Raw genomic sequence first — 26,120 nt, forward strand, 5'->3', positions numbered from 1 at the left:
AGGTGCTTTTATTAAAGAGTAGTAGACGCAATGGGTTCTTGCTATTTCCATGCCACTACTAAGCTTTTACACAGGTGCGCGTTACATTCTGCTAACTTTATTCAACCTAGGCATAACCTATCACACCGATAAACTTTACAAATTGGTTTGACCAATGGAAATAAGCGATACTTTTGTGCGAAGTTACTTGACTGTTAGGCCGTAGTTTTCTTTCATACACACCAAATGCGAAAAATTAGCTAACATGCAGTAGCTAACAAACATTTAATATGCAGCGACGTGTTGCCAACACAGCAACTCAACATAACAACCATTAGCAGGAACACACTATGCAAATCGGAATACCTAAGGAGATCTTCGACCAGGAGAGCCGGGTAGCCGCCACCCCAAAAACCGTAGAGCAGTTGCTTAAACTAGGCTTCTCTGTGGCAGTGGAAAGCGGTGCAGGAACAGCAGCCAGCTTTAATGATGATGCTTATAGCGAAGCAGGCGCAGAAATTGTAAGCAAAGAGCAAGCATTTCAAGCTGACCTCATCTTTAAGGTTAACGCTCCACTAGACGGAAGCGACAACACCACCGACGAACTTTCTCTTATAAAGGAAGGCGCAACGGTAGCCAGTTTTGCATGGCCTGCACAAAATCCAGAATTGCTTGAAAAATTTAAAGCAGCCAAGGTTAACTTATTAGCCATGGACATGGTGCCGCGGATTTCTCGTGCTCAATCTTTGGATGCACGTAGCTCGCTAGCCAACGTAGACGGCTACCGCGCAGTGGTAGAAGCAGCTAACCACTTTGGCCGTTTCTTTACCGGTCAAATTACTGCTGCGGGTAAAGTACCACCTGCTAAAGTATTGGTAATTGGTGCAGGTGTAGCCGGTTTGGCTGCCATTGGTACCGCTGGTAGCTTGGGCGCTATTGTTCGCGCCTTTGATACTCGCCCAGAAGTAAAAGAGCAAATTAACTCTATGGGCGCCGAGTTCCTAGAGCTTGATTACGAAGAAGAAGATACTGGCAGCGGTGACGGCTACGCAAAAGAAATGAGCGCAGCCTTCATTGAAGCCGAAATGGCCTTGTTCCGCGAACAAGCCAAAGATGTAGACATCATTATTACCACCGCATTAATTCCAGGCCGTCCAGCTCCAAAGCTGATTTTGGCCGACATGGTTGAATTAATGAAGCCAGGTAGCGTAATTGTTGATTTAGCAGCAGCCACTGGCGGTAACTGTGAGTTAACCGAGCCTGGCGAAATTGCCGTTAAGCACGATGTAACCATTGTCGGCTTAACCGATATTTCTCGCCGTTTGCCTGCTCAAGCTAGCCAACTTTACGGCACCAACTTAGTAAACCTACTTAAGTTACTTAGCCCAGAGAAAAATGGCGAAATCAACATCGACTTCGAAGACGAAGTTTTACGTGGCGTAGCCTCGGTTAAAGATGGCGAAATCACTTTCCCACCACCGGCGATTCAAGTAAGTGCTCAGCCTCAAGCCGAAGCACCTGCTGCAGAGCCGGCTCCAGTGGAAGAAGAAAAACCAAGCAAGCCTTGGCTAAAACCTGTGCTAGCAGCAGCCGGTGCAGCCGCTTTTGCTTGGGTAGCCGACGCAGCACCAGCAGACTTTGTACAACACTTCACTGTGTTCTTGCTGGCTTGTGTAGTGGGTTACTACGTAGTTTGGAACGTAACACATGCCTTGCACACACCATTAATGAGTGTAACCAACGCCATTAGCGGCATTATTATTGTGGGCGCCTTAGTGCAGATGAAAGCCGACACCTCCTGGGTAGTACTACTGCTCTCGGGTATCGCCGTGCTTATCGCCACCATTAATATCGCCGGTGGTTTTACTGTGACTCAGCGGATGCTGAAAATGTTCCGTAAAGACGACTAAGGAGAAATAGTCACATGTCTCAAGGTATAGTTTCTGCAGCGTATTTAATCGCTGCCCTATTGTTTATCTTCAGCCTAGCCGGCCTAAGTAAACAAGAAACCGCCCAGCGCGGTAACATCTTTGGCATCATCGGTATGGTTATCGCCGTACTCGCCACATTAGCTAGCACCCAAGTAACCGGCGGTAGCTGGATTATTACCCTAGCCATGGGTATTGGTGCCGCTATTGGTATCCGTTTAGCACTCAAAGTTGAAATGACCGAAATGCCAGAGCTGGTTGCTATTTTGCACAGTTTTGTAGGTATGGCAGCAGTATTGGTTGGTTTCTCAAGCGCTATCGACCACGGCTCGTTAATTGATTCAGTTACTGGCTTAATTGACCCAGTAGCGAAATCTATTCACGACGTAGAAGTATTCCTAGGTATCTTTATTGGTGCAGTAACCTTCACCGGTTCGGTAGTCGCTTTTGGTAAACTTCGCGGCCTTATTAGCAGTGCCCCTAAAGCCCTACCAGGCGCTCACTGGCTAAACTTAGGCATGATTGTAGTATCAATCTACCTAGGCAGTGTATTCATGGACAGCGGCTCTATGTGGCCACTAGTTATCATGACCTTTATCGCCTTTGTATTTGGTTACAACCTAGTATCTGCAATCGGCGGCGCCGATATGCCAGTGGTTGTATCTATGCTTAACTCATACTCTGGTTGGGCAGCAGCAGCGGCAGGTTTCATGCTAGGCAACGACTTGCTAATTGTAACCGGTGCACTAGTAGGTAGCTCGGGTGCAATTCTGTCTTACATCATGTGTAAAGCAATGAACCGCTCGTTCATCAGCGTAATTTTAGGTGGTTTTGGTAGCGAAGGTGGCACTGTAGCTACAGACGTAGACCAAGGTGAACACACCGAAGTACAGGCTGAAGAAGTCGCCGAGATGCTAAAAGATGCTAACGAAGTAATTATCGCACCTGGTTACGGCATGGCGGTTGCGCAAGCCCAATACCCAGTGGCCGAAATTACCAAAAAACTGCGTGATAAAGGCGTAAACGTACGTTTTGCTATTCACCCAGTAGCTGGTCGCTTGCCTGGTCACATGAACGTATTGTTAGCCGAAGCCAAAGTACCTTACGACATCGTAATGGAAATGGACGAAATTAACGAAGACTTCGCCTCTACCGACGTAGTACTAGTAATTGGTGCTAACGACACGGTTAACCCTGCAGCTAAAGAGCCAGGCAGCCCAATTGCGGGTATGCCAGTACTAGAAGTATGGGATGCAAAAAACGTGATTGTATTTAAACGTTCAATGGCCACTGGTTATGCTGGTGTTCAAAACCCATTGTTCTTTAAAGAGAATACAGACATGTTGTTTGGTGATGCGAAAGAAACGGTTCAGAAGATCCTTTCTCATATCTAAGCAAATGATGTGTTGATGATAAAAGCCGCTCATTGAGCGGCTTTTTTATACTAGCAATTCTCTAAGATAAACATGTGAACTTAGCCACTTAAATCAACACCCAACAAATTAGAAATAGAATTTCCAGCGAGCCTATCAATTTTCTTAGCTGTGTCTAAGGTCTTATTCACAAATTCTAGCAAACCATAGTAGCCCTCAATAAAGCTTTGATTATCTTCAAAACCTGAAGACTTAATCCTCTCTTTATTGTATACCAATGTTCCAATATTCATTTGTAACTGCTGCTCAATACCATCAATACCGTTTATTTTATAAAGTAATAATGATTGCCTTAAGCCTTCCAAGTTTCTAATAAAAATCTCTTTTAGCGGAGAGCCTAGCTGGCTGCTTAATACTTCTTCGGTCAATTTATCAAGCATGAACTTAATTTTTGAAAAATCTTCGTTGTTTAAGCTTGTAGCGTTATGAACACGGCTCAGTTTATCTGAACATATGTTAAGCCCATAAATTGTGACGTCGTCAAGTAACTGCTTTGACGTTTTCCATTGTGATTCAAGATTTAAAGTGGATAAGATTTTCTCTATATTTACAAAAGGCTTCAAAAACAATTCATGATCAATATCATCTATATCTATTAACTGTTTTTTTGTTTGATCACTAAGCCTTATGAGTTCGGCCAGCATAAGTAGTAAAGCACCGGAGTCATCCTCTGGTATATCAAAAACAACAGCCCAAACTTGCCTAGCCCTCAAATTATCTGGTTTTGTTTTTGCCTCTTTGAGAATGTCTAGTAGACGCCCCGCAGCATCAGACTTTACTTCCATATACCCTCTCAATGTTCAAGTTTGGCTATTATCAAGCTAGAAATCTTCTTCTATCAAAAATCATCTTTACAATAAGAAACTGAATTTTGGTTTTTATCTTCTAGACACAATACCATTGACTAGTAAGTATTTCAGTTAACGAAGCTACATATTGACAATTACCTCTAGAGCCCAAAAGAGCGAATATATAGTTTGTCTTTACCCCGATTTCGCCCTGACGGCGACTTCCTTTTTCTTTGAACAGCCAAAGAAAAACTAAGGAAAAAGAAAGGCTGCCCCAGCATCATCTTCTTCCTGCGTTGCTCACTCACTGCGGCGCCAAAACAACTCGCTACGCTCAAACAGGTTTTGCCTATACCCGCAGCTCGCTTGCGCTACTCGGCGATGATGAGGGGGAAAGAAGATCAAGAGCCCACGACGGGCTGCTCTCGATACCCATCATTCCCGCTGAGTATCGCAGTAAATTAACGAATAAGCCGAGGACTGTTTGAGCGCAGCGAGTTTCCGTAGGCGCGTTGATTTATGAGAAACGCAAGATTCAAGGGAATGCGGGGCGGCCTTTCTTTTGTACACTTTTCTTTGGCCGCACAAAGAAAAGTGTATCGCCGGCAAGGCGAAACCTGAACCAACACCAAGCATTGGTTCAAATGAAACTAATATAAACACAAGCTCACAGCTCTGCTTTCAATACACCATCATCGCCGCCAAGCCAAAACCTGAGCCCACAAGTACATCGCAAGCAAAATAGTTAACGAGAAGAGGAAGCTTACAAATACAAAAAAACCGCTAATTAGCGGCTTCTTCTCAAACTAACATCCCATTACCACATCAAATCATCTGGGATTTGATAATCAGCATACGGGTCATCTTCATCAATCACATCTTGGCTTGGGTCGTTAATTAGCACTACTACGCTTTCATCACGCTGGGCGATTTTTTCCGCAACAATCGTAGGGACGACTTCATAAGCTTCGCCCAGAGTAACAATGGCTAAGCGGCCGTTACTAAGCTGCTTGCGCAGTTCTTCGGTAACATAAATCTTTTTAATTAGGCCTTCATGGGTGAAGTTGTAAGCTTCTTCGCCACGCTTTCTGTCTAACATGTTCATCTCAATCAATTGCTTGATTTGAGCGGCAACGGCTTTTTTGGCTTTCTCGGCATTTTGTTGCTGAGCTAATTCGGCGTCACGTTGTTGTTGGTCAAGCTTGGCTTGCTCGGCAGCTGCTTTTACTTCCTTGGCCAAGGTGCGTGATTTTTTATTGGTTTTGCCTACTTTTTTGGCTTTTTTCTTGTCAACTAAACCAGCTTTAAGCATCTGCTCTTGCAGCGATAACTTGGCCATAGCAAATCTATACCTTTGAATTCGATGGGTGGATTTATAATGCAGCACTACGGCCACTAAAGGCCTAGATAATACGTGAAGCGGCTACAAATTTGAACCTATAGCGAACAAGTTAACCAGGCCTACTCGGCTTGTGGCGCTAGGGTTAACGACAAAGGTTGATCTTGCGGATAGCCCGACAAATCAATCTCGCTACCATTGAGCTTTAAGCTAAAACCCTCAATTTGGGAAAAGTACAAAGATGCTGGGTGCATTACCTGCCAAGAGCGCAGATCACCCATGCCTAACCAGCCATCAAATACCACTTTATCGCGACCATCAATAAGCAGTAATTCGGCTCGGTCGTCGGCTTCAATTTCTAGCTCTATAACTTGCTCTGGCTTTAAGGCTTCTGGTTGCCACAAATCGCTAGGTGCGACCCAATAGTAGGTTCTTGCACCTTGCCAACGATGGGGTAACTGAGCAGGCGGACGAATTGGGTAAATAGGTCGAATTGGACGTTCAATAGGATGGCTAGGGATTGGGCGCTCTATGGGTTGCTCGGGTTTGTGTAGCTGCGCTGGGCGAGCGGCCTGTTCCGCCATACAGGCTTCTATAACGCCAATGGCTAACAGTAAAGCCAAACCTATATTACAAAGAAACCTTAGCATTTCTCGCCCCAAAAACAGTTAAACCCTTGATTAGTAATAATAGCCGAAAAATTCATATATACTCTTGGTACATGATCATATTTACAGTGGTTTAAGTGGAATTAAGCAGCCTGCCCATCACCGCACTTAAAGGAGTGGGTGATAAACTTGCCGAAAAACTCCTACGTCTACATATTCGAAATGTCGGCGACTTGCTGCTGCACCTCCCCCTGCGTTATGAAGATCGCACTCGCGTATGGCCAATTAACGATTTACTGCACGGCGCCCATGTTTCGGTGCATGGCGAAATTACCAAGGTAGAAACCATTCACGCCCGTCGTCGCATGCTAACGTGTCGCATCAGCGATGGCAGCGGCAGTATTACCCTGCGCTTTTTCAACTTTAATAACGGCCAAAAGGCTGCCATGCAACAGGGTAAGTGGATGCGTTGCTTTGGCGAAGCTAAGCGCGGTAAACATGGTTGGGAAATGATCCACCCGGAATACAGCATTGTTGCCGATCCTAGTGCACCCTTAATGGATGAAAAACTTACCCCGGTTTATCCCACTACCGAGGGCTTAAAGCAGCTCAATTTGCGAAAACTCAGTGAGCAAGCTTTTAAGTTACTAGAGCAATATCCCTTGGTAGATTGGCTACCACCTGCATTACGCCCCCATGGTTTAGATCTTAACCAAGCCTTAATGCAGCTGCATCGCCCCGATCCAGATACCGAGCTCAGCTTATTAGAAGAAGGCCGGCACCCTGCCCAGCAGCGTTTGGTATTAGAAGAATTAGCCGCCCACCAGCTCAGCATGTTAAAGCTACGCCAAGAGCAACAGCGCCAAGCGGCCATTGCTTTACCGCTTGCCAGTGACTTAGAACAGCAGTTTTTAGCCCAACTCCCCTTTAAACCAACCAATGCCCAACAACGGGTGGTGGCCGAAATTAAAAGCGATACCCAGCAGCCACATGCCATGATGCGTTTGGTACAAGGTGATGTAGGCAGTGGCAAAACCTTAGTAGCAGCAATGGCGGCTTTGCAGGCCTTAGCTAATGGTTATCAAGTGGCACTGATGGCTCCCACCGAAATATTGGCCGAGCAGCATGCGCTTAACTTTGCCAAATGGTTCGAGCCCCTAGGCATTAAAGCTGATTGGCTTGCTGGCAAACAGAAAGGCAAAGCTCGCAACGAGGCTATGGAGCGCATAGCCAGTGGCGAAGCGCAAATGGTCGTGGGTACTCATGCCATTTTCCAAGAGCAAGTGCAATTTGCCAAACTCGCCTTAGTGATTATCGACGAGCAGCACCGCTTTGGGGTGCACCAACGCATGGCCTTGCGGGAAAAAGGCGCCGCTGTAGATGGCAGCAACACTTTACCCCATCAGTTAATTATGACGGCTACCCCTATCCCTCGCACCTTGGCGATGACGGCCTATGCCGATTTGGAGCTGTCGATTATTGATGAGTTGCCGCCCGGGCGAACCCCAATTAAAACCGTGGCCCTGCCCGATACCCGCCGTGAGCAAGTGATCGAACGGGTGTATCAGGCTTGTCACAATGACGGGCGCCAAGCTTATTGGGTTTGTACCTTAATTGAAGAATCAGAAGTTCTGCAGTGCCAAGCAGCCGAAGACACCGCCGATACTTTACAAAAGCAATTACCCGATTTACGCATTGGTTTAGTGCATGGCCGCATGAAACCGCAAGAAAAACAGTGGGTAATGGAGCAGTTTAAAAACCATCAACTTGATCTACTGGTGGCTACCACCGTGATCGAGGTGGGTGTGGATGTACCTAACTCCAGTTTAATGATTATAGAAAACCCCGAACGTTTAGGTTTAGCTCAGCTCCACCAGCTACGTGGCAGGGTGGGTCGTGGCCAAGTGGAAAGCCACTGCGTATTGATGTACCACAGCCCCTTATCTAAAACCGCCAGTTCACGTTTAAGTGTATTACGCGACAGCACCGACGGTTTTGTAATTGCCCAACGCGATATGGAAATTAGAGGCCCTGGCGAACTACTTGGCACCAAGCAAACCGGTTTAGCAGAATTTAAAATTGCCGACTTAGTACGAGACCAAGCAATAATAGGTGAAGCGCAGCGCCTTGCTAAACAACTTCTTCAGCAAACACCGGTTGCAATTGAGCCCTTAATTGACCGTTGGTTAGCCGGCCGCGAACAATTCGCTCAAGCTTAGCAACATATGACACTCTGTTAGTTGATGCTGAAGATCTCATCACGGCATTTTTCCACCAAAATCTCCTGCAACCATAGGTACAAAGGATTTTGTCGATTGCGGTAGTGGAATACATAGCCGGTATCATACTTTAATGCCAAACCTTTAAATTCTTCACTTAGCTGCAACTGTCTAATCCCAGGAATATCTTCTGGCGGGTAATAGGTCACGCTGGGGTAAACTAAATCACTCACCCGCAATACATCCATAATCGATCCCGGCAGTTCAGAACGAAAACCAATAGTCACCTCTACGCCATGAGCTGCCAAAAACTTTTCTGCTTCGGTGCGCGCCGCGCTCCAACCCGGAACATGAATGAGCGCAGTAGCGTAGCTTTCAAAATCTTGCGGGGTGACAATGTCGTCACCAATTGGATGAGCATCGCGCGCATAAACATAAATAGGCTGACGCCATAAACGTCGTTGCACTAGCTCTTTCGAGCCTTCAACTGGCAATAAACACAAACCAAAATCAATTTGCCCACGCTGAATCAACTCGCAAGTATCGGCTCCCCAAGTAGCCACTTGCAGGCGAAGATCCGGCGCATGCTGCTGCAATGCCACAAACAAACGCTTAGCGACCGACGCTAATAACATTGGGTGCATAGCAACTTTTAGTACGCCTTCTAACTTAGCTGGGTCAAAGTCATTATGGTGGTCAACAACGTTAGCAAGCTCGGCTAAAATGCTTGGCAAGCTAAGCGATAACTGTTCGGCTTTTGGGGTGGCAATAAGCCCATGTTGAGCACGTACAAAAAGCTCATCAGCAAAATGCTCGCGCAGTTTTTGCAAGCTGCGACTAATCGCTGGCTGACTAACATTCATACGTTCGGCAGTACGGCGCGTATTAAGCTCTTGCGCCAACACCACAAACACTTTTAGTAAATTTAAATCTAGCGTCTCAAAGGAACTATTGGTCACCTACTTCCTCCAGCATTATTCTCCAGTAAGCCCCTTAAACATTAGCAATGAATCGCGCTAAGCTCATCATTTTTCGAAGAAGCTAGGCATTTACTGAGAATCAACACATAAACTGTGGCGGCAGGCACAAAAAAGCCGCTACTGCTTAGCGGCTTTTCGAATATACGCGCTAAAGCTGATTAGTCGTCTAGGTCTTTGTCGTACCAACCTCGGCTGCAATCAACCGCACGTTTCCAACCTTTGTATAAACGTTCCCGTTTCGCCTCATCGCCATCAGGAGAGAAGCAACGATCTGGGGTATTGCTCTCGGCCAAGCTTTCTACGCTCTCCCAGTAACCCACTGCTAAGCCGGCTAAGTAAGCAGCTCCTAAGGCTGTGGATTCAATCAGCGAAGGGCGTACCACTTCGGTGCCCAGCGCATCGGCTTGAAACTGCAATAAGAAATCATTGGCTACTGCGCCGCCGTCTACTCGCAATTGTTTTAGCGAAATGTCAGCATCGGCTTGCATGGCTTCTAATAAGTCTCGGCTTTGATAAGCAATCGATTCAAGCGCAGCACGAATAATATGGTTACGGTTAGCGCCACGGGTTAACCCTACAATGGTACCGCGTGCATAAGGGTCCCAGTAGGGTGCACCTAAACCCACAAAAGCAGGTACTAAGTATACCCCGTTGGTATCGTCTACCTTAGAGGCAAAATACTGGGTATCGGAGGCATCGCGAATCAATCCCATCTCGTCGCGCAACCATTGAATGGTAGCACCGCCCATAAATACACTGCCTTCTAGGGCGTAATTGACCTTGCCATCTAAAGAAAAAGCGATAGTGGTGAGCAAACCATGGGTTGATTTCACCGGTACTTCGCCAGTATTCATCAATAAAAAGCAGCCGGTGCCGTAGGTGTTTTTTGCCATGCCTTTGCGATAACACTGCTGACCAAATAGCGCCGCTTGTTGGTCGCCAGCGATACCGGCGATAGGAATACGCGTTCCACCTTTACCGCCAATATTGGTTTGGCCGTAGATTTCCGAACAGGCTTTCACCTCTGGCAGCATTTGTTTAGGCACACCCAGCATATCTAACAATTTATCATCCCATTGCAAGGTATGAATGTTAAACATCATGGTGCGAGAGGCATTGGTATAGTCGGTAACATGCACTCGCCCGTTAGTAAGCTTCCAAACTAACCAGCTATCTACCGTGCCAAACAGCAAGTCACCCGCTTCGGCTTTTTCGCGTGCGCCTTCTACATTATCTAAAATCCACTTTAGCTTTGAGCCAGAAAAGTAGGCATCTAAGATTAGGCCTGTAGTATCTTGAATATACTCTTCCCAGCCTTGCTCTTTTAGCTCTTCACATAATTTGGTGGTGCGGCGACATTGCCAGACAATGGCATTATAAATAGGTTGGCCGGTGTTTTTATCCCAGACAATGGTGGTTTCTCGCTGGTTGGTAATGCCAATCGCGGCAATTTGATCACTACGGATACCGGTTTTTGCCAAAACCTCGGTTAAAGATGCACTTTGGCTAGCCCATATCTCCATGGGATTGTGCTCTACCCAACCTGATTTTGGGAAAAACTGGCTAAATTCGCGTTGTACGCTGCCAACAATTTCAGAGTCTTGGTTAAAAATAATCGCTCTTGAGCTTGTTGTGCCCTGATCAAGGGCAACTATATATCGTGCGGTGTCCATTGATATTACGGTTCCAGATTAGCATTTATGTCTATTATGCTCGAAAACGAACATTTTAGAACATTTTTTTAACCAAAGCGTGACAAAACTTTAATTTCATTTCAGCAATTTCTCTAAAAAGCTGCGATGCAGTTTGCGGTATCGCTTTGTTAACCGTGACAAAAACTGCATTTTAAGTAGACTTATGACTGCGCTATAAAATGTATACCAATAAGAGAAACCCAGTTGTGAAGCAGACTCAACGCCATCAACAAATCTTGCAGGTGATTAAAACCCAAGGCTTTGTGGCTACCGAAGAATTAGTAGAATCACTTAATGTAAGCCCGCAAACCATTCGCCGCGACCTTAATGTATTGGCCGAACAGAAGCTGATTCACCGCCACCATGGTGGTGCTTCGTTACTATCAAGTAGCGTAGTGAACGACTCTTATTCCAGTCGAAAGATTAAACAACATCTTGAAAAAGAAAGCATTGCTCAGAAAATTGCAGAGCAAATTCCTAATGGCGCATCGCTGTTTTTAGATATTGGTACCACCGCCGAAACGATTGCAAGAGCCTTATTGGAGCACCGCGATTTACGCATTATCACCAACAATATTCATGTTGCATCGCTACTAATGGTTAAAGACGACTTTAATGTGATTATGGCCGGCGGCGCGTTGCGTAATAAAGATGGCGGCATAGTGGGTGAAGCCACCATCGACTTCATAAAACAATTTCGCCTAGATTATGGGGTAGTAACGGTTAGCGGCATTGATTTAGATGGTTCGCTACTAGATTTTGACTACCATGAAGTAAGGGTGACTCAGGCTATTATTGCCAGTTCTCGCAACGTTATTCTTGCTGCAGACCACAGTAAATTTGGCCGTAACGCGATGATTAACATTGGCAATATTGCACAAATTGACCACTTGTATACCGATCGGCCAGTGCCGCAAGACATCAGCGAAATCCTTAAACAACAAGACGTACAGTTAACACTTTGCCCTACTCAGTTAAGCAGTTAAGCGTTTGCGCAGCAGTTCACCAAGAAAACCTTTATAGCTGGTAGCCTGTTCGGGGCATAGTTGCTGCAACTGTTGTAGTTCTGCTTGGCTAATCTTGCCGCCCTCGCCATGAGCCAATAAGTAATTATCAACTTGTAGCTGGCTAAACCTTTCAATTGAGCTTCGATATTGACGAGGACTGCTGATCGGAAAGGGACAAATCAGCTTTCCTTTAACCCGCAATATACAGTCGGCCACATACAAGGTCTTAGTCGCTGGGTGATAGAGCGATAAGTCACGGTCGGTATGGCCTGGTGTGAACAACACTTGCCAATCTTCAAAGCCTGGTAGGTTTTGGCCGTCTTTTAGTCGATGAGTAAATTTGAGTGTTGGCGAATACCATAAGTTAGCTTTGGCGCGCTGATGACGCCTAGCCACATAATGAGCCAAGGCTAAATCCATTAAGTGATTACACCTTCCAGCAATACCTTGATACCACTCGCCGGGGTGCTCTGCACCTGCAATAGAAAGCTGGTAGCGACGCTGCAAATAACTGGCACCGCCGGCATGATCTGGGTGCATATGGGTTACCATCACCAGTTCTAGTTGGCTAAGTGGTCGTGCTAACTGTTCACAAATAAAACGCTTAAGCATTGCAACATCAGCGCGGCAACAACCATCCAGCAAGAGTAACTTGTTTGGATACTCAATCAAAAAAATGTTCTGAATATAGCCTTCCAACTGATGGATCTTCATAGCTTACCGCAAACAATTGTTAACAGGATGTAACAGTTTAGAGCAAATGCTCCACGCAGACAAATCTAGCCAGCAAGCTAAAAAGCGCGTTTTGCACATTTTTTTTACATCGGTAATTGTTTTTTGATCACAAAATGCTCTATTATGCTCGATAACGAAACAAAACGAACTTTATTGAAAGGATCGCTCAACATGGCACAAACAAATGACCCGCATAACTTCGACCTAATAGTCATTGGTGGTGGTATAAACGGCGTGGGCATAGCGGCAGATGCCGCTGGCCGAGGCCAACGCGTTGCTTTGTTTGAGCAAAACGACTTAGCCAGCGCAACCTCTTCTGCTAGTTCGAAGCTGATCCATGGTGGCCTGCGTTATTTAGAGCATTATGAGTTTCGTTTAGTGAGCGAAGCCCTTAAAGAGCGTGAAGTATTGCTTAATATGGCTCCTCACCTTGTTGAGCCGATGCGTTTTCGTTTGCCACATCGCCCCCACCTGCGACCTTGGATATTGATACGCATGGGGCTCTTTCTTTACGACAACCTAGCTAAACGCGGCACCCTTCCCGGTTGTAAGGGCTTAAGCTTCGCTCACAGTGATGTACTAAAAAGTGATATTACCAAAGGCTTTGAATACTCTGATTGTTGGGTGGATGATGCTCGACTTGTGATTAGCAATGCCTTGCTAGCAGCTAAACACGGCGCGTTTATTGCGCCACGCCAACAAGTAGTAGCAGCCAAACGCGAAGCCGAGCATTGGTTGATAGATGTAAAAGACATGCAAACAGGTATGCAACAACAGTATCGCTGCAACACTTTAGTTAACGCCGCTGGTCCTTGGGTTCAGCAGTTCATTGAAGAGAACATGCAACAAACACCACCACGCACCATTCGCCTAGTAAAAGGCAGCCATATAGTGGTGCCAAAAATTCACGACGAGCCGCAATCCTACATCTTACAAAACACCGATAAACGCATTGTGTTTGTGATCCCTTATCAGCAGCAATACTCGTTAATTGGCACTACCGATGTGGAATATCAAGGCAACCCTTCCGAGGTGGCCATCTCCGACAAAGAAGTCAGTTACTTGTGTGATGTAGTAAACCAGCACTTTACTAAGCAAATAGCACCAAGTGATGTTATTCATACTTTTTCTGGAGTACGACCACTTTGCCAAGATGAGTCGAACGATCCTTCGGCAGTTACTCGTGATTACACCTTAGAATTAAGTGATGAAGTAGAAGGGGCTCCGCTGTTATCGGTATTTGGCGGCAAGTTAACCACTTACCGAAAACTGGCCGAAGCGGCCTTAGAAATGTTGGCTCCCCGTATTAACGATCTTGGTCCAGCGTGGACTAAAGCCTCTTTCTTACCAGGCGGCGCCATTGGCGGAGATATTCACTCTTATATTAAGCGGCAACAAGCCAACAGCGATTTACCCACAGGGCTAGTAGCCCGCTGGTGCATGCACTACGGTAGCCAAGCCGAACAATTAATACACAATGCTAAACAGCAGGGCTTAGGTGAGTTATTTGGCGGTAACTTATATCAATTAGAAGTCGACTACCTGTGTGAGCAAGAATGGGCCTACCGAAAAGAGGACATTTTGTGGCGCAGAACCAAACAAGGTTTAGCATTTACCGAAGAACAACAGCAGCGTTTACAAGACTATTTGAATAACAAGCATCTTCAGCAGGAATCGCTAGAAAACACCGCTCAAGCCAGCTAGCTGGCCTTAACCATACCAAGCCTGATTGTTACGCTCTCAGGCTTGGTTGTCTAAACAAAAGCGCTTAACTTACACTTTTTAGCACTTCATCAATATTGCACTGGTTATTCTGATAAACCGTTTCAGCTAAAGCTAGCGCTTCTTGTTTGCCACTTTTCTGCTCAACGGCATGTAAACCCATAGACGCTTCACCCAAACCGTAACCTAATACCGTTAGAAATGCTGATGACTCCCGACTTATTTGCTCATCTGGCATGTGCGCAACAATTTGCGCTAAGGCTTGTCGTTCATCTTTATCATGAATATAAGCATGCGCCGCCAAACAGCGCGCACTGCTATTGGCCATATCAACCGCCAGTTGCTTTTGCTCATTGCTTAATTGCCCAGCCGAAGCCGGTAAGGCCAGTACCAAGCTAGCGCTTGCAGCAGTCACCAATGTTAGAATCTTATTCATCACTAATACCCTATACGTTTATGAATTAAGCAGCGGAATCAAGTTCAACTGCGTAAGGCTAAAGGCCTTAATGCGGGCATTGTTGCACAACAGCGAGTATTGATTAGCTAGCGAAAATGGTTTGCATCGTTGCATAAATTGGAACAAGCGCACTAATTCAAGAAAGCACTTACAAAAAACACCGATATTTACCTAATCAACACACAAGACCGACGTTTGAGCCTTTCAATAAACCCGCAGCACGGTTAGACTTCATCCACTTTGGTATAGATATGCTGACCGAGAGTCATGGAACAAACATTTTTACCCCTAAGTCGCCCAGCGATTGAACAACAAGAAATCGACGCAGTGGTTGAAGTACTCAAATCCGGTTGGATTACTACCGGACCAAAAAACGCTGAGTTAGAAAACGCCATTAAAAGCTATACCGGTGCCGAACACGCCGTAGCGCTAAGTAGCGCCACCGCTGGTTTGCACCTCACTCTAGTGGCTTTAGGCATTGGCCCTGGCGATGAAGTGATTACCCCTTCAATGACTTGGGTTTCAACGGTTAACCTCATCACTTTAATGGGTGCTAAGCCAGTATTTGTTGATGTTGATGCTGATACATTAATGACCACGGCAGAGCGCATTGAAGCGCAAATCACCAAAAAAACCAAACTGATCATTCCGGTTCACTATGCCGGCGCCCCACTCGATTTAGATGCCATCTACGCCCTTGCGGAACAATACAATATTCCCGTGGTCGAAGATGCTGCACATGCTATTGGTTGTGAATATAAAGGTCGACCCATTGGCCAAACCGGTCACTGTATTTTCTCCTTACACGCGATAAAAAATGTAACCACTGCAGAGGGCGGCATTTTTACCACTAATGACGCCGAATTAGCTGAGCGGATTCGTCGCCTTAAGTTTCATGGCTTAGGCGTAGATGCCTTTGATAGAGAAACTCAGGGGCGAGCGCCACAAGCTGAAGTGATAGAGCCAGGCTACAAATACAACATGCCTGACATTTGTGCCGTATTAGGTTTAGGTCAAATGCAGCGCTTAGCCAGCATCACTGCTCAGCGCCAAGCCTTAGTTGCGCATTATCGTAAACTGTTGGCTGAGGTTGAGGGGATTAGCCCCATGAGCGTGCCATCTTATGTGCATACTCACTGTTGGCACTTAATGATAGTGAGAGTTGAGCCGAGTATTTGTGGCTTTGACCGCGACCAGCTCATTAGCATGTTAAAACAACAGGGCATTGGCGCTGGCATTCATTTTAAAGCCTGCCATAGTCAAAAGTATTATCGAGAGAATTATCAAACTAGGTTTGGTGAGATTAACCCAGATTTAAGTAATACCGAATTTAACAGCCAACGCATTTGTTCGCTGCCATTGTTTCCAGGCATGCAACTAAGTGATGTTGAACGTGTTGTTTCCGCAATCAAACAAAATATTGGACCTTCTCATGAGGCATAAGCAAGACATCAATTTTGTATCCATTGTGATACCGGTTTACAACGAAGCCGATAGCTTACAAGAGCTAATCACACGCACTTGTGCAGCTGCTGACACCATGGGTAAAGACTATGAGTTGCTGCTGGTTGACGATGGCAGTAAAGATAACAGCGCAGATCAAATTGAAGCAGCTGCAGCCCAAGAAGGCAGCCATGTGGTAGGCATTATTCTTAACCGCAATTATGGCCAACATAACGCGATTATGGCGGGCTTTGAACATGTACGCGGCGACTTGATTGTGACCCTCGATGCCGATTTACAAAATCCACCAGAAGAGATCCCTAATTTGGTGGCGAAAGCCGAAGAGGGTTACGACTCGGTTGGCACGGTGCGCAAAAATCGCCAAGACAGCCGCTTACGCCGTTACCCTTCAATGCTGATCAACAAGATTGTAAAACGCTCAACGGGCGTAGAGATGAATGACTACGGCTGTATGTTACGCGCTTATCGTCGCCACGTAGTGGACGCGATGCTGCAGTGCCATGAGCGCAGTACCTTTATTCCTATTTTGGCTAATGGCTTTGCTCGCCACACCGTTGAAATAGATGTGGAACATAGCGAGCGCCAACAAGGCGAATCAAAATACAACATCATGGGTTTAATTAACCTAATGTTTGATTTGCTGACCAGCATGACTACCGCCCCATTAAGAATGCTTAGCATCATGGGGGGGGCAATTGCCGCACTAGGTGGCCTATTTGGTTTAGTGTTACTTTTTATGCGCCTAATCTATGGCGCGGAATGGGGTGTTGACGGGGTATTCCCGCTATTTGCTCTATTGTTTATCTTTATTGGTGCTCAATTTGTTGGCCTAGGTTTATTAGGCGAATATATCGGCCGTATATACTCCGACGTAAGGGCAAGGCCACGCTACTACGTACAAGATGTGCTGGTTGGCGAAGCAACCAAACAGGCCCGTGACAACGACGTTAACGCTGATAACAACGATAACTAATTTACCTATTACAGTTAAGGAATAAGCCATGAAAGCAGTGGTGTTTGCCTATCACAACATTGGTTGTGCTGGTATTAAAAGTCTTCTCGATGCAGGTGTAGAAATCGCCGCAGTGTTTACCCATTTAGACGATGGCAACGAAAATGTCTTTTTTGAATCTGTAGCTAAACTAGCGGCACGTAACGGTATTCCAGTATTTGCACCGGAAGACGTAAACCACCCATTGTGGATAGAAAAAATTAAGGCAATGCAGCCTGAGGTCTTCTTCTCCTTCTACTACCGCTCAATGATCAGCCAAGCAGTACTAGAGCTAGCGCCAAAAGGCGGCTTTAACCTACATGGTTCACTTTTACCACGCTACCGTGGCCGCGCACCGGTAAATTGGGCGCTATTAAACGGCGAAACTGAAACTGGCGTAACCTTACATGCCATGACCAGCAAAGCTGATGCAGGCGACATTGTTGCTCAAGAAAAACTTAGCATTAATGCTGACGACACTGCGGCCACCTTGCATAGCCGCTTAACCGAGCTAAGCAGCCAGTTATTGGCAACTGCCTTACCGCAATTAATCGCCGGTACTCACAGCCTAAGACCACAAGATGAAAGCCAAGCTACGGTATTTGGTCGCCGCACACCAGCAGACGGTGAAATAAAATGGGCCGACAATGCGCAAACTATTTTCAACTTATGTCGCGCAGTGACCGAACCCTTCCCTGGAGCCTTTACCTTTTTAGGTGAGCGCAAGGTGATTTTTTGGAGCACTAGTGCCAGCGAGCAAGAGTTTGATGCAACGCCAGGTACCATTGTTGCCACCGCGCCATTAACCATTGCTTGTACTCAAGGTTCTTTAATTGTTAATGCAGGCCAAACCGAAAACGGTTTGTACTTAAATGGCGAACAGTTAGCGGCTGAAATGCACTTAGTTTCCGGCATGCGCTTTGGTCCACAAGCCAGCGCTGTTATTGCTGCAAAACGCCGCCAAAAAGTGCTTATTTTGGGTGCTAACGGCTTTATTGGTAACCACTTAACCAAGCGTTTATTAGACGACGGTAAATACGAAATTTACGCCATGGACATGAGTGCTAACCAAATTGAACAGCACTTAAGCCACCCAGATTTCCACTTTGTAGAAGGTGATATCACCATTCATAACGAATGGATCGAATACCACATTAAGAAGTGTGACATTGTATTGCCACTGGTAGCAATTGCGACTCCGATTGAATACACCCGTAATCCGTTACGTGTATTTGAATTAGATTTTGAAGAGAACTTAAAAATTGTTCGTGAGTGTGTAAAGTACAACAAGCGCATCATCTTCCCGTCTACCTCTGAAGTATACGGCATGTGTACCGATGATGAGTTTAATGAAGACACTTCACCGCTAATTACAGGTCCAATTAACCGTCAGCGCTGGATTTACTCGACCTCTAAACAGTTATTAGACCGAGTTATTTGGGCTTACGGCAAGAAAGACGGCCTTAAGTTTACCTTGTTCCGTCCATTTAACTGGATGGGCCCACGCTTAGACAGCTTGAACTCAGCACGAGTTGGCTCTAGTCGCGCGATTACTCAGCTAATTTTGAACCTAGTTGAAGGCACACCCATCAAGTTGATTGATGGCGGCGAGCAAAAACGTTGTTTCACTGATATTTCTGAGGCCATTGAAGCCTTGTTCCGGATTATTGAGAACAAAGACGGCTTATGTGATGGACAGATCATCAACATTGGCTCGCCAGACAACGAAGCCAGTATCAAGCAAATGGCTGAAACTTTGGTTGAGAAGTTTGATGCTCACCCACTGCGCGAAAAATTCCCACCGTTTGCCGGCTACCATTTGGTAGAAAGCAAAACCTTCTACGGTGACGGCTACCAAGACGTGCAGCATCGTCGCCCAAGCATTCGCAACGCCAAGCGTTTACTTGATTGGGAACCAAGCATTATGATGGAAGACACCATCGAGGAAACCCTCGACTTCTTCTTAAAAACAGCTGTTGATGAGTAATAATGAGTTCGAAAGACACCATTAAAGTTGGCCTTCGTATAGATGTTGATACTTTTCGTGGCACGCGCTTAGGCGTGCCCAAGTTATTAGACATCTTTCAACGCCACAATATTAAGTCGTCGTTCTTCTTCACCGTTGGACCCGACAACATGGGGCGCCACATTTGGCGCCTTTTGCGTCCTGCTTTCTTGAAGAAGATGCTCCGCTCAAAAGCCGCCAGCTTATACGGTTGGGATATTATCTTTCGAGGCACCTTTTGGCCCGGCCCCGTGATCGGTAAAAAGCTTGCTTCGGTGATTAAAGATACCGACCAAGCAGGCCATGAAATTGGCTTGCACGCTTGGGATCACCATAAGTGGCAGATGAAAACCGACAGCATGTCACAAGCCGAACTGGGTAAGGAAATCCGCAAGGGTTATCAATTGCTTGAAGAAATCACCGGAAAAGACGTGCAATGCAGTGCAGTGGCCGGTTGGCGCTGTACCGAAACCACCCTAGACGAAAAAGAAGCCTTTCCATTTCGCTACAACAGCGATTGCCGAGGTGAATCTATTTTTGTTCCCAAACCAGGAATGGCACCACAAATTCCAGTTACTTTGCCGACTTACGATGAATTAATTGGCCAAGACGGCGTAGACGAAAGCAACTACAACCAAGCCATTCTTGATCGAATTAAAGCCGATGCGTTAAATGTTTACACCATTCATGCAGAGGTTGAAGGCATTGTTTGCGCAGAGATGTTTGAGCAGCTGATTATTAGTGCTAAACAGCAAGGCATAGAGTTTGTACCGCTGTGTGAGTTGTTAGATCAAGATTATGTAACTTGGCCACAAGACAGCATATTAAATATAGAAATGGATGGGCGCGAAGGCTGGTTAAGTCATCAAGCCTCGGTTGTTCGCCCTCATACCAGTTAAACCAGGAAGTACCATGCGCCACTTACGAATTAACCTAGCTACTTGGGTGCCGATATTCTTTATCATTTTGTACCTATTACCTTTGGGTCTGCGTGATCTTTGGTCTCCCGATGAACTGCGTTACGCTGAAATCTCGCGAGAAATGGTAAGCAGTGGCGACTGGGTAGTTCCTCGCTTTAACGACTTACGCTACTTCGAAAAGCCAGTAATGGGTTACTGGATGAACGCGGTCTCACAACTTGTTTTTGGCGAAACTAACTTTGCGGTGCGTGCTGCTTCAGCCTTTAGCGCTTTAGGGGCGGCTTTTTGCATATTTTTGCTGCTCGCGCGCTTCGCCTCTCGCCCAGTTGCTTGGTTAAGCTCCGGCATTTATTTAAGCATGTTTATGGTGTCTGGCGTGGGCACCTACAGCGTATTGGACAGCATGCTTAACCTTTGGCTAACCGCCAGCTTTAGCGCCTTTTACTTTGCCATTCGCAGCGAAGAACTGCGGCAACGAGCCAAATATTATGGTTTGGCAGGTTTTTATTGTGGCTGTGCGGTACTAACCAAAGGCTTTTTGGCACTAGCTTTACCTGTGTTAGTGGTTGTTCCCTACATGTTTTGGGATAAGCAGTTTAAAACCATTTTGAAATGGGGTTGGTGGGTAATGCTGCTGGCCGTTTTAGTTTGCTTGCCATGGGGCTTAGCCATTCATGTAGCAGAGCCAGACTACTGGCACTACTTCTTTTGGATTGAGCATATTCAGCGCTTTGCGGCAGACAACGCCCAGCACTCGGCGCCTGTTTGGTACTACCTGCCATTTTTAGCGGCTGGCGTTTTACCTTGGTTATTTTGGTCGCCCAGTGCAATTGGTCACTTAAAAGGCCAAATGCACTCGCCATTGTTACGCTACGCCTTATTGTGGGCGATATTGCCGCTGCTATTTTTCTCCATGGCTAAGGGCAAACTCGCTACCTATATTTTGCCAATAATGGCACCGCTGGCGATCTTGTTTGCCTTTGGTATTCAACAGGCTTTTGCCAAATCCTGTAAGGGTTTAACCTGGGGAAGCTGGTTAAATGCAGTTTCATTTGCACTACTTGCGGTTACCACCTTGGTACTGCATTACGCAGGCAAACTGCCATTAGACGCCGAAGAAGCTTACCGCCCATGGTTGCTATTTAGCATCTTTGCTTTTTGGTCGGCCATGGCCTTTATAGCCATTAAAGCCACCAGCTTAAACGGCAAAGTCGCCAGCTACATGCTAATGCCTTTGGGTCTATTCATGCTAGCTTGGGCAACCTTCCCAAATGTAAGTATCTACTCAAAAATGCCGGCTAAGTTCATGCAGCAAATCTCGCATTTAGTAGAGCCGAATACGGTGTTAGTAGCCGATTACCCCGATACTATGTCGGCGTTTAACTGGTACTTTAAGCGTGAAGACGTGTACCTAGTAGGTCAAAAAGGCGAGGTGCGTTATGGCTTAGAATACCCAGATGCCCAACATCGCTTTATCGAAACCAAGCACTTAGCTGAATTTATTGAGCAGCAACGCCAGCATGCGCCAGTAATGGTTTATTACCGCGATAAACCGGATATGGATGGCACGCTGCCTGAAACCACCGAGCGTATCGACAAAGGCCGCTATACCATCCTTTATTATCAAGCAGCAACTGACTAAATTATGCTTAATATAATGCTGATCGTGGCGTCTATTGGCTGTAGTTCGTTAAGTCAGTATTGGCAGAAACGTGCGGCTTTGCTGTTTGCCGCTCAACCAAATTTAAGCACGCTCGAGAAACTACTGTCTAAACCTTTATTATTAGGCATTATTTTCTTGGGCTTGGGCGCTATTTTTTGGCTAGGAGTATTAAGCCAGTGGGACGTATCGGTTGCTTACCCGCTGTTAAGCAGCAATTTTGTCATCATGTTGCTTATCTCTAAGTTTGCATTTAATGAAACGGTTACTCCGCGTCAGTGGTGTGGCGTGGGGCTGATTGTATTAGGTGTCGCCTTTCTTGGTGGCGTGGAACAGTTTTTATGAAAAACCATCCGCAAAGTGTGGTGTTAGCCTTACTAAGTGTCGCCTTTATTTCGCTGGCTCAGTTAGCCATGAAATGGGGCATGACCCAATTAAGCCTGCAATTTCCAAGCTTGCAGGAGCTTTGGCATGCAGCGCAGTATAGTGCTTTAGTCTCAAATTATTTGCCTTACTACATTAGCGTAGTAGCTGGTTTAAGCTTTTATGCCTTATCAATGCTGTGCTGGGTAATGGCATTAAAGCACCTGCCTCTTTCACTTGCTTACCCCATGCTTAGCTTAAGCTATGTTATCGTGTATGTAGCAGCCATTAGTTTACCTTGGATAGGCGAAGCATTTAGCTGGCCAAAGGCTCTAGGCATAGTGCTGATACTAGCAGGGATCTATTTGGTATTTCCGAGCAAAAAGGCCAAGCAAAATTAAGCGCGGTGTTTGTTGTGCCTTTATGTAAAAGGGGTGAAGCCTGCGCTGTTAAATATGTGAATACTCAAGTATTGTTGGATAGATACGATAAGTTATTAATAAGTCGCATGGAGTTTGCGCCAATATGAAACGCTTTTTCGACCTGCTTGCCATTGTTTTTTTACTGTTGCTGGCAACTTCGGTCTTTTTCTTATTCTCTTTCCATCCCGATCGCTACAAAAGCGATTTTTTGCATTGGTTCAATCAGCAAAGCGACTGGCAACTTAACTACAACAATACACAATGGTCACTCAACAAACCTCTCAGCATAGAGGTATTTGACTTAGAACTCGCCAAATCTGGCCAAGCAGCCATGCTCACTAAACAAGCCAAGCTAAACTTAGCCTTGATGCCTTTGTTGCAGGGTAAAATTCAGATAGATAGCCTGCTACTGGAACAACCACAACTAGCACTTACCCAACAACTGTTTAGCCAAACATCAGACAGCAGCGAGCCTACCGAAGCCAACAACATCAGCTGGTTAAACGCAGTTCAAATCAATCAGCTATTGCTCAAAGACGGCGACTTACTATGGCAAGACCAGCAACAGTCTTACCGACTAGAACGCTTTGAATTAGCTATAGAAGACTGGCAGATTGATCTTAACGAACCCGCGCCAAGCCATTGGCAATTCACCTTGCATAGCTCAGCTCAGCGACTTACAACCCCATGGCAAGACATCATGTTGCCACAGCTAAGCCTTGCCTACGGCCAGCAGCAGTTAGTGATAGAGCACATCGGGGCCGACCTATTACAAGGCTCGGTTTATGCCTCGGCCGAACTGAGCAATAAGCAACTCACCATACGCGAGCTCGCTTTAAACAACTTTAGACTAGAGCACTTTGCTCCAGAACCTAGTGCTCAAGAACCTAGTGCTCAAGAAAATCAAGCTGCAGCCCCATCAAGCAGTGAGCAAGATTGGTTAAATAACTTGCCTGAACTTGCTTGGTTAAGCAGTATTCAAATTGACAATTTATTGCTAAACCAACTTAGCTTAGCCACTCAGTTGCAAGGCCACAATGTGGTGCTGAACAAACTAACGGCAGAGCTAGAAAATATAGCCAGCCCATGGCCTTACCAAGCCAACAAGCTGCGCGGCGAATATGCTTTTATTGCCGATGAGTTAGGTATTGACCACATTCAATTCAGCGATCTTACCGCTAGTGGGCAAATAAGCGATGGCCTATTTTCCGTAGATGCCTTACGTAGCCAGCTATTTAAAGGGCAGCTAGGTTTGTCATTAAGTTATCAATGGCAACAGCAAGCGCTGACTCTGCATCAATTGCTGCTAAGCAATAATGAAATTCCGATCCAACCCAATTGGTTACCTGTAAGTGACAGCACTACAGCAAACAACCAAGAGAAAAACTTAGAGAAAACCCCGGCACCATTACAGCAGCTAAACATTGAACAACTTGAGCTACAGCAAGTGAAGCTGCTGTCTTACGCTGATCAACTTCCCTTTTCGGCTACCGGTTTAAATGTTGAACTGCGTCAACTGCAAGTAATTCAAGATGGTCAGTGGCAAAGCATTGACCAACTTTGGCAACCACAAAGCCAAGTTTTTATTGAAGCTCCAGAGCTGGCTTATCGCGGTATGCTACTCAGCCATGTCAGCTTCGACTTGGGTGCAGACCAAGAGATTGGCTATTTTAACTTGTATGGTGAGCTGCCCTTAGGCCAATTTGAGTTGCAGGGACAAGCCTTATTAGATCAAGAGCACAAACCTTGGCAAGCTGAAATCTCAGGCCTATTGCTCGATATTAGCCCACTGGCGCGCTTAGCCAATAATCGCCAATTTAGTTTAGTGGGAGACCTAGAGCTTGCGGGAAAGTTAAGGGGTAAGCTCAATGACTTTGGCTCAAGTATTGATGGCTCGATTGATTTTCACAGTCAGTTAATTCAACTGCCAGGTGCCGATTTAGAAGTGACCCTCGACCAAATTATTGAAAGCCCGCGGCAATATTATGAAAAACCCAACCCATTTATAGCCAGTGGCTGGCCGATATTTTGGCAAGATCCGCAAAGCTTGCCTAAAGGCATCACCCAATTTACTAACCTGGCGCTACGCGCAGAATTAGAACAAGGCAAACTAAAATTGGCTCCTCAAGAATTATCCGGACTACGTTATGGACTCACCCTAGCGGGTGAAATTGACCTAGCTAAGCAACGCTACAATCAACTAAAGCTTGTGGTAGCCGACCAACCTTGCTGGCGTTTAGTTCATACGGTACATGGTGCTTGGAGCAAGCCCCAAGTGAGTTTTGATCATTACCTTTCGCCACGCCGCTTCTCAGTTGATCAGCAAGACTTTACTCGAGCTCCCAGCATACCGCAGTGTCGTTACCCATTAACAGAAGAAAGCTTGCAGTAATAACGGTTCACTCGCTTAACGTTGCCAAAGCTAATGACATAGCATGTTCGATAAAGCAGTCGCGCAGCGGATTTTGACTGCTGTCTTTGCGCCAAACAAAGTTAAAGCTTCTACGCATATCTAGATCTGGTGTATTTAGAGCAATCAGCTCGCCCGCTTTTATCGCCTGTTCCACACTACGAAAAGGTAAGCAACTTAGGTAAGCCCCGTCGGCGACTAAGGCCACTAAACTGGGCACATGGCTATACTCTCGCCATACTTTGAGCTTGGTGATTTTGCCATGAATGGCGCCGTTAAATATATCTCTGGTTCCAGAGCCTGTCTCACGCAGTACCCAACGCGCTCGGCTTAGCCGAGATAGATTTACTTGCTCTAGCTCAGCTAAAGGATGCTGCTTACCCGCCACCACGACCAGCTGGTCTTCACACCATACTTGCTGGGTAATCCGACTATCTGAACAATGTCCTTCAATAATGCCAAGTTGCAAACGGTAGTCGAGTAAGCCCGCTATCACCGCTTCGGTATTGCTGATTTGTGGGCTAATCGCTAAGTCGGGATAAGTTTTATCTAAACCGGCGATGATTTGCGCTAAGAAGTACTCGGCAATGGTTTGGCTAGCGCCAACACTGAGTTCGCCACTGATCACTTGCTGGCCGGCAAAGCCTTGCATAATGTGCTGACTTTCCATCAACACGCGCTTGGCTCGCGGGCGTAACCAATGCCCCCAGTGATTGAGGCGAAGACGCTTACCTTGACGCTCAAATAGCTTTTGGCCTAAGCCTGTCTCTAGCTGATTTAGGGCCATGCTGGCAGCAGATTGGGTCATTGCCAGTTGCTGAGCAGCAACACTCACACTGTGGGTTTCGGCAATAGATACAAACACCGATAACTGCTTAAGGCTAAAGCGATAAAGATGTTGCATATAAGTTTTCCTGATTGTGCGAGCCAAGTATATTTACATACTAAATATACTTGGATTTACACACAAGAACAGCTGGAGGATGTATCTAAACG

Annotated in this window: 21 protein-coding genes; 13 read left to right on the forward strand and 8 right to left on the reverse strand. The window is 46.0% G+C overall.

Annotated features, from left to right (window positions below; translation table 11 throughout):
* The first annotated feature begins 329 nt into the window (after positions 1-329).
* On the forward strand, positions 330-1,889 hold the full coding sequence (locus ACYFDN_RS15415; RefSeq protein ID WP_016399855.1) for a Re/Si-specific NAD(P)(+) transhydrogenase subunit alpha: 1,560 nt from the start codon (positions 330-332) through the stop codon (positions 1,887-1,889).
* Between the two features lie 14 nt (positions 1,890-1,903).
* A complete protein-coding gene (gene pntB, locus ACYFDN_RS15420; protein WP_016399856.1) occupies positions 1,904-3,301 on the forward strand; it encodes a Re/Si-specific NAD(P)(+) transhydrogenase subunit beta in 1,398 nt (465 codons plus the stop codon).
* A gap of 80 nt (positions 3,302-3,381) precedes the next feature.
* Here the strand turns inward: pntB and ACYFDN_RS15425 are convergent, their stop codons facing one another.
* The 3 genes from ACYFDN_RS15425 to ACYFDN_RS15435 all read right to left on the reverse strand — a co-directional run bounded on the left by ACYFDN_RS15425 (position 3,382) and on the right by ACYFDN_RS15435 (position 6,117).
* Positions 3,382-4,125: a hypothetical protein gene (locus ACYFDN_RS15425; protein ID WP_483511819.1), complete on the reverse strand. Its 744-nt coding sequence runs from the start codon at positions 4,123-4,125 to the stop codon at positions 3,382-3,384.
* Between the two features lie 820 nt (positions 4,126-4,945).
* On the reverse strand, positions 4,946-5,467 hold the full coding sequence (locus tag ACYFDN_RS15430; RefSeq protein ID WP_221075631.1) for a DUF2058 domain-containing protein: 522 nt from the start codon (positions 5,465-5,467) through the stop codon (positions 4,946-4,948).
* Positions 5,468-5,589: 122 nt separating this feature from the next.
* The gene (locus ACYFDN_RS15435) at positions 5,590-6,117 is read right to left on the reverse strand and encodes a hypothetical protein (protein ID WP_483511820.1); all 528 of its coding nucleotides are present in this window, start codon (positions 6,115-6,117) and stop codon (positions 5,590-5,592) included.
* Positions 6,118-6,212: 95 nt separating this feature from the next.
* On the opposite strand from ACYFDN_RS15435, the gene recG reads away from it, so the two are divergent.
* The gene (gene recG, locus ACYFDN_RS15440; protein WP_483511822.1) at positions 6,213-8,294 is read left to right on the forward strand and encodes an ATP-dependent DNA helicase RecG; all 2,082 of its coding nucleotides are present in this window, start codon (positions 6,213-6,215) and stop codon (positions 8,292-8,294) included.
* Positions 8,295-8,311: 17 nt separating this feature from the next.
* Here the strand turns inward: recG and ACYFDN_RS15445 are convergent, their stop codons facing one another.
* Together ACYFDN_RS15445 and glpK are read right to left on the reverse strand one after the other, a co-directional pair.
* On the reverse strand, positions 8,312-9,253 hold the full coding sequence (locus ACYFDN_RS15445; protein WP_016399863.1) for a LysR family transcriptional regulator: 942 nt from the start codon (positions 9,251-9,253) through the stop codon (positions 8,312-8,314).
* A gap of 179 nt (positions 9,254-9,432) precedes the next feature.
* The gene (gene glpK, locus ACYFDN_RS15450; RefSeq protein ID WP_483511824.1) at positions 9,433-10,947 is read right to left on the reverse strand and encodes a glycerol kinase GlpK; all 1,515 of its coding nucleotides are present in this window, start codon (positions 10,945-10,947) and stop codon (positions 9,433-9,435) included.
* Between the two features lie 227 nt (positions 10,948-11,174).
* Between glpK and ACYFDN_RS15455 the strand changes: the two genes are divergently transcribed.
* Positions 11,175-11,954 (forward strand): DeoR/GlpR family transcriptional regulator, encoded by a 780-nt coding sequence (locus tag ACYFDN_RS15455; protein ID WP_016399865.1) that lies wholly within the window; start codon positions 11,175-11,177, stop codon positions 11,952-11,954.
* Here the strand turns inward: ACYFDN_RS15455 and ACYFDN_RS15460 are convergent.
* Positions 11,943-12,689: an MBL fold metallo-hydrolase gene (locus ACYFDN_RS15460; RefSeq protein WP_483511825.1), complete on the reverse strand. Its 747-nt coding sequence runs from the start codon at positions 12,687-12,689 to the stop codon at positions 11,943-11,945. The genes ACYFDN_RS15455 and ACYFDN_RS15460 overlap by 12 nt on opposite strands.
* A 192-nt stretch (positions 12,690-12,881) precedes the next feature.
* On the opposite strand from ACYFDN_RS15460, the gene glpD reads away from it, so the two are divergent.
* Positions 12,882-14,414: a glycerol-3-phosphate dehydrogenase gene (glpD, locus tag ACYFDN_RS15465; protein WP_483511827.1), complete on the forward strand. Its 1,533-nt coding sequence runs from the start codon at positions 12,882-12,884 to the stop codon at positions 14,412-14,414.
* 64 nt (positions 14,415-14,478) lie between these two features.
* On the opposite strand, the gene ACYFDN_RS15470 is transcribed toward glpD, so the two are convergent.
* Positions 14,479-14,868: a hypothetical protein gene (locus ACYFDN_RS15470; protein WP_483511829.1), complete on the reverse strand. Its 390-nt coding sequence runs from the start codon at positions 14,866-14,868 to the stop codon at positions 14,479-14,481.
* A gap of 288 nt (positions 14,869-15,156) precedes the next feature.
* Here ACYFDN_RS15470 and arnB point away from each other — a divergent pair, with 288 nt between their 5' ends.
* The 8 genes from arnB (at position 15,157) to ACYFDN_RS15510 (ending at position 25,106) form a co-directional block, all read left to right on the forward strand.
* A complete protein-coding gene (arnB, locus tag ACYFDN_RS15475; RefSeq protein ID WP_483511830.1) occupies positions 15,157-16,332 on the forward strand; it encodes a UDP-4-amino-4-deoxy-L-arabinose aminotransferase in 1,176 nt (391 codons plus the stop codon).
* Positions 16,322-17,326 carry an undecaprenyl-phosphate 4-deoxy-4-formamido-L-arabinose transferase gene (arnC, locus tag ACYFDN_RS15480; RefSeq protein WP_016399870.1) on the forward strand — a complete coding sequence of 335 codons (1,005 nt, stop codon included), beginning with the start codon at positions 16,322-16,324 and terminating at the stop codon, positions 17,324-17,326. Before arnB ends, arnC begins: the two co-directional genes overlap by 11 nt.
* A 28-nt stretch (positions 17,327-17,354) precedes the next feature.
* Positions 17,355-19,331: a bifunctional UDP-4-amino-4-deoxy-L-arabinose formyltransferase/UDP-glucuronic acid oxidase ArnA gene (gene arnA / locus ACYFDN_RS15485; protein WP_483511831.1), complete on the forward strand. Its 1,977-nt coding sequence runs from the start codon at positions 17,355-17,357 to the stop codon at positions 19,329-19,331.
* A gap of 2 nt (positions 19,332-19,333) precedes the next feature.
* Complete coding sequence (gene arnD, locus ACYFDN_RS15490; protein WP_406610141.1) at positions 19,334-20,248, forward strand: 4-deoxy-4-formamido-L-arabinose-phosphoundecaprenol deformylase; 915 nt, start codon at positions 19,334-19,336, stop codon at positions 20,246-20,248.
* A 13-nt stretch (positions 20,249-20,261) separates the two neighbouring features.
* Entirely contained in the window at positions 20,262-21,911 is a 1,650-nt protein-coding gene (arnT, locus tag ACYFDN_RS15495; protein ID WP_483511832.1) for a lipid IV(A) 4-amino-4-deoxy-L-arabinosyltransferase, read from the forward strand.
* A gap of 3 nt (positions 21,912-21,914) precedes the next feature.
* Positions 21,915-22,274, forward strand: coding sequence for an EamA family transporter (locus tag ACYFDN_RS15500; RefSeq protein WP_016399874.1), 360 nt, complete (start codon positions 21,915-21,917; stop codon positions 22,272-22,274).
* Positions 22,271-22,693, forward strand: coding sequence for a 4-amino-4-deoxy-L-arabinose-phosphoundecaprenol flippase subunit ArnF (arnF, locus tag ACYFDN_RS15505; RefSeq protein WP_483511833.1), 423 nt, complete (start codon positions 22,271-22,273; stop codon positions 22,691-22,693). The genes ACYFDN_RS15500 and arnF overlap by 4 nt, the downstream gene beginning before the upstream one ends.
* 124 nt (positions 22,694-22,817) lie before the next feature.
* A complete protein-coding gene (locus tag ACYFDN_RS15510) occupies positions 22,818-25,106 on the forward strand; it encodes an AsmA family protein (protein WP_483511834.1) in 2,289 nt (762 codons plus the stop codon).
* 7 nt (positions 25,107-25,113) lie between these two features.
* Here the strand turns inward: ACYFDN_RS15510 and ACYFDN_RS15515 are convergent, their stop codons facing one another.
* On the reverse strand, positions 25,114-26,028 hold the full coding sequence (locus ACYFDN_RS15515; protein WP_483511835.1) for a LysR substrate-binding domain-containing protein: 915 nt from the start codon (positions 26,026-26,028) through the stop codon (positions 25,114-25,116).
* Positions 26,029-26,120: the final 92 nt, after the last annotated feature.

This window comes from Agarivorans sp. D1326 (assembly GCF_056958115.1).